Here is a 6,520-nt window from a genome sequence, read left to right on the forward strand (position 1 = left end):
ATCATCCTCACCCACACCAATGACGAAGTGCGCGAGCTCAATGACGCCGCGCGCGGGCGGCTGCGTGACGCGGGCGAACTGGGCATGGACGTGTCGATCGCTGCCGAGCGGGGCGAACGCCGGTTTGCCAGTGGTGACCGCATCATGTTCCTGCGCAATGAGCGCAGCCTTGGCGTCAAGAACGGCACGCTGGGCATCGTCGAACACGTGACACCGCAGCGCATGGGCGTGCGCACTGACGATGGGCGCAGTGTTACCTTCGATACCAGGGACTATGCCCACCTCGATCATGGTTACGCCGCCACGATCCACAAGGCGCAGGGCATGACCGTGACCCATGCCCATGTGCTGGCGACACCGGGCATGGACAGCCATGGGGCCTACGTCGCGCTTTCGCGCCACCGGGCCGATGTCCACCTGCATTATGGGCGCGATGACTTCGCCAATCAGTCGAAGCTGGTCCGCACGCTCAGCCGCGAGCGCGGCAAGGACATGGTGAGTGACTACAAGCCGGAAACGGATCTTGCCGTCCAGCTGCGCAAGGCCTTTGCCGAACGGCGCGGGATCACCGTCGGTGAGCGCATCATGCAGATTGCGAGGCAGGTGCCCCAGCGCGCGAAGTCGATCTTCGCCGGCTTCCGTCCCCATGCGCGCAAGCTTGAGCCGATGCCGCCCGAGCAGGCGGGCATGTCCGGTCAGCGCCGCGCCGTCGAACGCTTTGTGCGTGCCACGGGCGATATCGTCCAGATGCAGCAGCAGGGCTTGCCGGTTCTCCCCCACCAACGCGACGCGCTGGCGAAGGCGACGAGCGTACTCGATGCCATCCGCGCCCATGCCGCCGCCGATCTTGCCAGCGCTGTGCAGCGCCAGCCCGAGCTCATCCGTGAGGTCGCCGAGGGCCGCAGCCAGGGTGCGGTTCGCGCGATGCAAGCCGAGGCGGACGTCCGCGCCGACCCTGCGCTTCGGGCTGACCGCTTCGTCACCGACTGGCAGCGGCTCGGGCAGGCGCGGCAGGCCATGCAGCGCGATGGCGATACCAAGGGTGCGCAGAGGCTCACCACCCGCATGGCGGACATGGCGAAGGGCTTGGAACGCGACGCGCAGGTCGAATCCCTGCTGCGCGGTCGCACCAGCGAACTGGGCATCAAGACAGAACCCGGTCGCGATCTGGCCCGCGACCTTGCCGCTTCCATCACCATGGAGCGGAGCCGGTCAATCGGCATGGGCCTGTAGGAGAAACGAAATGGATACCGATACGGACGACGTGGAACTGACCCTGGACCGTGAGCAGGCCACCGCCCCTGACTTGCCCGCCCCGGAGGCCGCAGGCGACCCCGCTGCCGAGGCGTTTGCTCGCCTTGAAGGGGAAATGGCCCTGATGCGCCGAGCGGTGCAGCAGCTTGCGACCGAGCGGGCGGATATCGTCATACCGGACTATGGTGCGACGCTCTCTGAAATGACCAGGCAGCTTACCGCAGTTTCCAGCGATATCGCTGCCATGGCCGGGCATCCGGCTTTGCAATTGACCCCGGAGAGCCTTGGACGGCAGATCAACTCCGTGGCCGAAGCTACACGCCGTCTCGACGATGACAGGATGGGCCTGGCGCGGGAGGAATTGCTGAACGCGGAGCAGGCGATGCGTTCGGTGACCGCGCACGCCCGCCTGGCCGTTGATCAGCGCCGTCAGTTGTACACCATGGCAGGCGGACTGCTTGCAGGCGTCCTGCTATGGTCAGTCCTTCCCGGCGTCGTAGCCCGCGCGGTGCCGCAGAGCTGGCATTGGCCGGAACGTGTGGCGGCTCGTGTACTGCGCGAGCCGACGATCGTGGACGCAGGCATTCGTATGATCCGGTCGGAGAACCCCCAGATGTGGGAGGACATCACCGAAGCTGCGAAGATTGCCGATGTGAATCGGGCGGAGATCAAGCGCTGCAGGGCCGCCGCACGCAAGAGTGGACGGGGCGTCAATTGTACAATGAAGGTGGGCGGATAGTTAGCTGTCCTTCACGTCGCCATTTTTGCTTGTCGGACCCACTGCGGGACAGGTGATTGGCTATCATTGGCCGTAAAATGCCGATGTATGACCGGCGCAGATTGCGGACTGACCGAAATGGCGTCTGTGGACGCCCCTAAGAGCCGGATCCGAAACTAAGTTGAGTGGTATCAGCGGGTTAGCTTGACGGCTTGCCCAGTCGTTGATTTAGGGGTTTCGCCAAAAACTACCTTGGATACAACGATGTGGACCGATACCACTCGCGCTCTCGATGCGCGAAGCGGGTTGGCTTTGCCAACTGATTTGACCGATGCCGAATGGGCAATTTTTGACCCCCTTCTTCCTCCACCAGCAAGAACGGGCCGACCCCAGGAAGTGGGAGATGCGCCGGATAGCAGAGGCCATCTTCTATCTGCTCCGGGGTGGGCTGCCATGGGGAATGCTGCCGCCTTGCTTTCCTCCAGTCTCAACGGTGCGCCGTTGGTTCTGCCTCTGGCGCGATACGGGATTGTGGCAGGCGCTGAACCATGGGCTTCTCATGCTGGTCCGCGAAGTGCAGGGTCGCGAGGCCACGCCAAGCGCCGGTGTAATTGATAGCCAGAGCGTCAAAACCACGGAAAGTAGCGGCCCTCGGAGCTACGATGCCGGGAAGAAGATCAAAGGGCGCAAGCGACACATCCTCACCGACACCGAAGGCAATCTGGTTCACGCCGTTGTCCATACCGCTGACATTCAGGATCGCGACGGAGCTCCAATCGTCTTGGGTGGCGTAATCAAGCGGTTTCCCTGGCTTGAGGCACGTATTCGCTGATGTCGGATATGCTGGCCAGAAACTGAAAGATGCTCTGAAGCCTTTGGGTAGCTGGATGATCGCAATCATCAAACGCTCCGACATGGTCAAGGGCTTCGAAGTCTTGCCCCGCCTGTGGGTTGTCCAAAGGACAATCGCCTGGCTCAACCGAGATCGCCGACTTGCTAAGGACTTCGAGCGAACCATCGCATCCGCCACAGCTTGGCTGTTCCAGCCTCGGTCCAAGCCTTTATCCGGCGTGCCGCAAGGTATTGTCTTTCAATGAACTAGTTTCGAATAAGATGGTGTGGTTTCCGCCCTCCCCAGACGGCATCGCCATGTGCCAAGTTAGTGGAGTTGAAAGGCCACTGAGCGGAAAGTACGGCAACCGTGTCAAAGGATACGATGATTGGGGTGGATTTGGCAAAATCTGTTTTCCAAGTGCACGCGACGTCGATGACAGGTCAGCTTCGGTTTTGTAGAAAGCTGCCACGGCAAAGTTTCTTCAAGTTCATGGCGGAGCAACCTCCTGCTGTAGTCGTGATGGAGGCTTGCGGCAGTGCGCATTACTGGGCTCGCGAGATAACCCGCCTGGGGCACGAGGTGAAGCTGATTGCACCGCAATATGTGAAGCCGATTGTGAAGCAGCAAAAGAACGATGCGGCAGACGCCGAGGCGATCGTGATCGCCGCCCAGAGACCGGAAATGCGCTTCGTCGAGCCAAAATCAGCCGAGCAGCAAGGTCGGGCAATGCTGTTCCGGGCGCGGAACCGGCTGGTTCAGCAGCGCACCGAACTGGTCAACATGCTGTGCGCTTTCCTAAGAAACAGCCATCTCGGGCTCTTCGGGTAATTCCTGCAGTACGAAGCCGAAAGCCTTGGCGCGCCGTTGCAGATTGCCGATCACGCGGCTGCGATAGCGCTCTTCGTATTGTGTCGCACCGGGGTCATGGTACGCCATGCCGTGTCGCAACGCGTTGTAAAACAATACGGCGAGTTTGCGTGCAGTGGCGGTCACGGCCTTCGCTTTTCCGGCCCTTGCAGACAGTCGGCGGTAAAATGCACCAAGCGCCGTATCGGTCCGGCCAATCGTGGTTGCCGCAAGGCGCAGCAGTGCTGCAGCCCGGCTCGAAGATCGCCGCGTTTTCGATGACAGCAGCTTACCGCCCGATATCTTGTTGCCAGGCGCCAGGCACAGCCATGATGTGATGTGCTTTGAGCTTGGCCACGCCGCAAGGCCGGTGCCGCATTCCCCGACCAGCTTCAGGGCAAGCGACGGCCCGATGCCGTGGATCTGGGTCAGGTCGACGCCCAGCACGCGATACAATGCCGAACGAACTTCAAAGTCCGGGGCATTCACTTGTCTGGTCTTGGTCCGAACTTTGGGTAGGCGCGCAATGTGGCGACCCCGGCCTTCGGTCGGAAACTTCCGCGCAAGAGGCCATAGCTGTGCAGCCGTTGAAGCCAGGCCGCATCATTCACATCGGTTTTGCGTCCAGGGACATTCTTTGCATAGCGCGCATTGACGAGGATGACCTGGAAGCCGTGTTCTTCCAGCACCTCGAAGGCGGGGATCCAATAGACGCCGGTGGATTCCATCGCCACTCTTGTCACGCCACATGCTTTGAACCAGCGCGCCATATCGTGCAAATCGCCGGTGAACGTGCCGAATGCGCGCACGGGCCGATCGTCAGCATCGGAATTGACCGCCGCCATGTGCATTGTCGAACCAATGTCGATGGCAGCCGCGCCTGGCACAACCATCGGCATATCGCCGAACTTAGCGGATACTGATCTACTCATTCCACATCTCCTCCAGAATAGGAGGGTATGGGCGATGCAAAACGTCATTTTCCTAACCGGGGTCGCCGCGATACGGCGCCACCATTCTCAAGTGCGCAACAGCCCACGGGCCACGTTTTTTAACGGGGTATCATGCCACCAACAAGCGATCGGCCGCGACCCTCCGGTCTCCTCCATACCACGACCCGTTTCTACCGCGCACAGGCGGGCCAAACCCGAGACCGTTTTTTACGAGCTTGGTCATGTGGTGCCTCAGGGCATCAATAACGTGCCCCGAATTGCCGCCATCATCACCGAGCCCAATAGCGATCTGCCTGAGATTGCGCGGATTGAATGCTTCGATTTGCTGGAGCAGATCGAAGCAATGGACGTTCGGATTGCGACAAGCGACCGCCGGATCAAGGATTTGGAAGGGCGAACAGACATTGCCCGAAGGCTACAGACCATGCCCGGCGTGGGGCCGATGACGGCTCTGGCGGTCGAAGCGTTTGCCCCACCCATGGAGAGCTTCAGATGCGGCAGGGACTTTGCCGCTTGGCTGGGTTTGCTGCCAAAACAGCATTCGAGCGGTGGCAAGATACGTCACGGCCGCGTCTCCAAAGCAGGGCAAAGCGACATTCGTCAACTGCTTATCATGGGCGCATTGTCGCGACTGAACTGGATGGGCCGAAAATCGATCCAAGAAGCATCGTGGCTAGGCCGCATGCTGACGCGCAAGCCGCGAATGCTGGTAGCAATCGCATTGGCTAACAAGATGGCCCGGATGATCTGGGCGATGTTGACCAAGCACGAGGATTACAGAACCCCGGCAACGGCAACCGCCGCCTGATTCCAAGGCGTCGCAAGGCCCGCGCTGGCAAGGGGGAGTGAGAAGCCGACGACCCGAACGGGGCAAAATGATCGAACAGATCTGGATCAGGAAAACCAGTTTAGAGTCCCGAGCTTCGAGCTCGTGAATCAGATTTGCACCTCATCTGCGCATCACCATACCGGCCAGCGGCTTCTGGAACACGCCGCAATCAAAGGCCTGACAGAAGACCGCCTCGATCACATGCTCAACGATTCAGAAACCTCTTGCCTCACGGGCGGCAACCACAGAAGAAGATTTTCACCTGCTTGGGAATTCCCGACGTGAATCAAACTCAGCGCGCCTTGGTATGAGGAGACCTGTGATCGGGTAGGCGTGGACATCAACCTCGGTATCTGATTCTAATAGCTTTCTGAAGAGGAGAGCGGGACGTGGCGCTTCGTTCTATAGGTCAGGAGCGGTTCGGTTTTGCAGTTCACGAGCGCCCCGGCTCGTCGCTCGACGAGTTGGCAACGCTGATCGCTTTGGCAGCCGGTCGTAACCCTTCTCGATCCAATGTATTCGGCCGCCAAGGGTGAGCCTGCCTGGCGCCTTTGGCGATGTTTAAGGCGCTGCTGCTCTCGATCTGGTACGATCTGTCGGACGTGAAGCTGGCGGAGGCGCTCGATGATCGCGCGTCGTTTCGTCGCTTCTGCGGCTTTTCCAGCACCGAGGCGACACCGGAGCGCACCGCCTTCGTGCGCTTTCGCCGGCTGCTGGTCGTCGGCGGCCTCGACGGCAGCCTGTTCGAGGCTGTAACCACCCAACTCAAGGCCAAGACGGTCACGGTGAAGACCGGTACGCTGGTCAACGCCACTATCATTGCCTCGGCCAGCGAACAGGATGACGATGGCCGCTGGGTCAAGCATAAAGGCAGGAGGGCGGTCCACGAGTTCAAGGCCCACGTCGGCGCAGACGCCAACACGGCGTTGGTCGAGAGGATATCGGTCACACCGGCCAATGTGAAAGACGGGCGCGCCGGTCCGGTGGCGCTGCCCGACGATCCAGGCGAAATCTTCGCCGACCGTGCCTATCTCGGTTCGCATTTCGGCAGCGCCGTCCGCGCCAAGGGCGGCACGCCGCGCATC

Annotated in this window: 5 protein-coding genes and 3 pseudogenes; 6 read left to right on the forward strand and 2 right to left on the reverse strand. The window is 60.8% G+C overall.

Features of this window, described 5'->3' with window-relative positions:
• From HGI47_RS21760 to HGI47_RS21775, 4 genes and pseudogenes are all read left to right on the forward strand, one after another.
• Nucleotides 1-1,233 (forward strand): annotated as a pseudogene (locus tag HGI47_RS21760) (Ti-type conjugative transfer relaxase TraA); the annotation flags it as partial.
• A gap of 10 nt (nucleotides 1,234-1,243) precedes the next feature.
• On the forward strand, nucleotides 1,244-1,993 hold the full coding sequence (locus HGI47_RS21765; RefSeq protein ID WP_168854855.1) for a DUF6118 family protein: 750 nt from the start codon (nucleotides 1,244-1,246) through the stop codon (nucleotides 1,991-1,993).
• Between the two features lie 243 nt (nucleotides 1,994-2,236).
• Nucleotides 2,237-3,074 (forward strand): annotated as a pseudogene (locus HGI47_RS21770) (IS5 family transposase).
• A gap of 165 nt (nucleotides 3,075-3,239) precedes the next feature.
• Nucleotides 3,240-3,605 (forward strand): annotated as a pseudogene (locus tag HGI47_RS21775) (transposase); the annotation flags it as partial.
• Here HGI47_RS21775 and HGI47_RS22820 read toward each other — a convergent pair.
• Nucleotides 3,603-4,142: a transposase gene (locus tag HGI47_RS22820; RefSeq protein ID WP_370521824.1), complete on the reverse strand. Its 540-nt coding sequence runs from the start codon at nucleotides 4,140-4,142 to the stop codon at nucleotides 3,603-3,605. The pseudogene HGI47_RS21775 and the gene HGI47_RS22820 overlap by 3 nt on opposite strands.
• A complete protein-coding gene (locus tag HGI47_RS22825; RefSeq protein WP_240950374.1) occupies nucleotides 4,139-4,585 on the reverse strand; it encodes a transposase in 447 nt (148 codons plus the stop codon). Before HGI47_RS22825 ends, HGI47_RS22820 begins: the two co-directional genes overlap by 4 nt.
• A 34-nt stretch (nucleotides 4,586-4,619) precedes the next feature.
• On the opposite strand from HGI47_RS22825, the gene HGI47_RS21785 reads away from it, so the two are divergent.
• Both HGI47_RS21785 and HGI47_RS21790 read left to right on the forward strand, forming a co-directional pair.
• Nucleotides 4,620-5,414 carry an IS110 family transposase gene (locus tag HGI47_RS21785; protein ID WP_168854856.1) on the forward strand — a complete coding sequence of 265 codons (795 nt, stop codon included), beginning with the start codon at nucleotides 4,620-4,622 and terminating at the stop codon, nucleotides 5,412-5,414.
• Between the two features lie 578 nt (nucleotides 5,415-5,992).
• The coding region (locus HGI47_RS21790) for a transposase (protein ID WP_206066360.1) at nucleotides 5,993-6,520 on the forward strand (528 nt) is incomplete at its 3' end.

This window comes from Novosphingobium sp. ERN07 (assembly GCF_012641335.1).
GTDB lineage: Bacteria > Pseudomonadota > Alphaproteobacteria > Sphingomonadales > Sphingomonadaceae > Novosphingobium.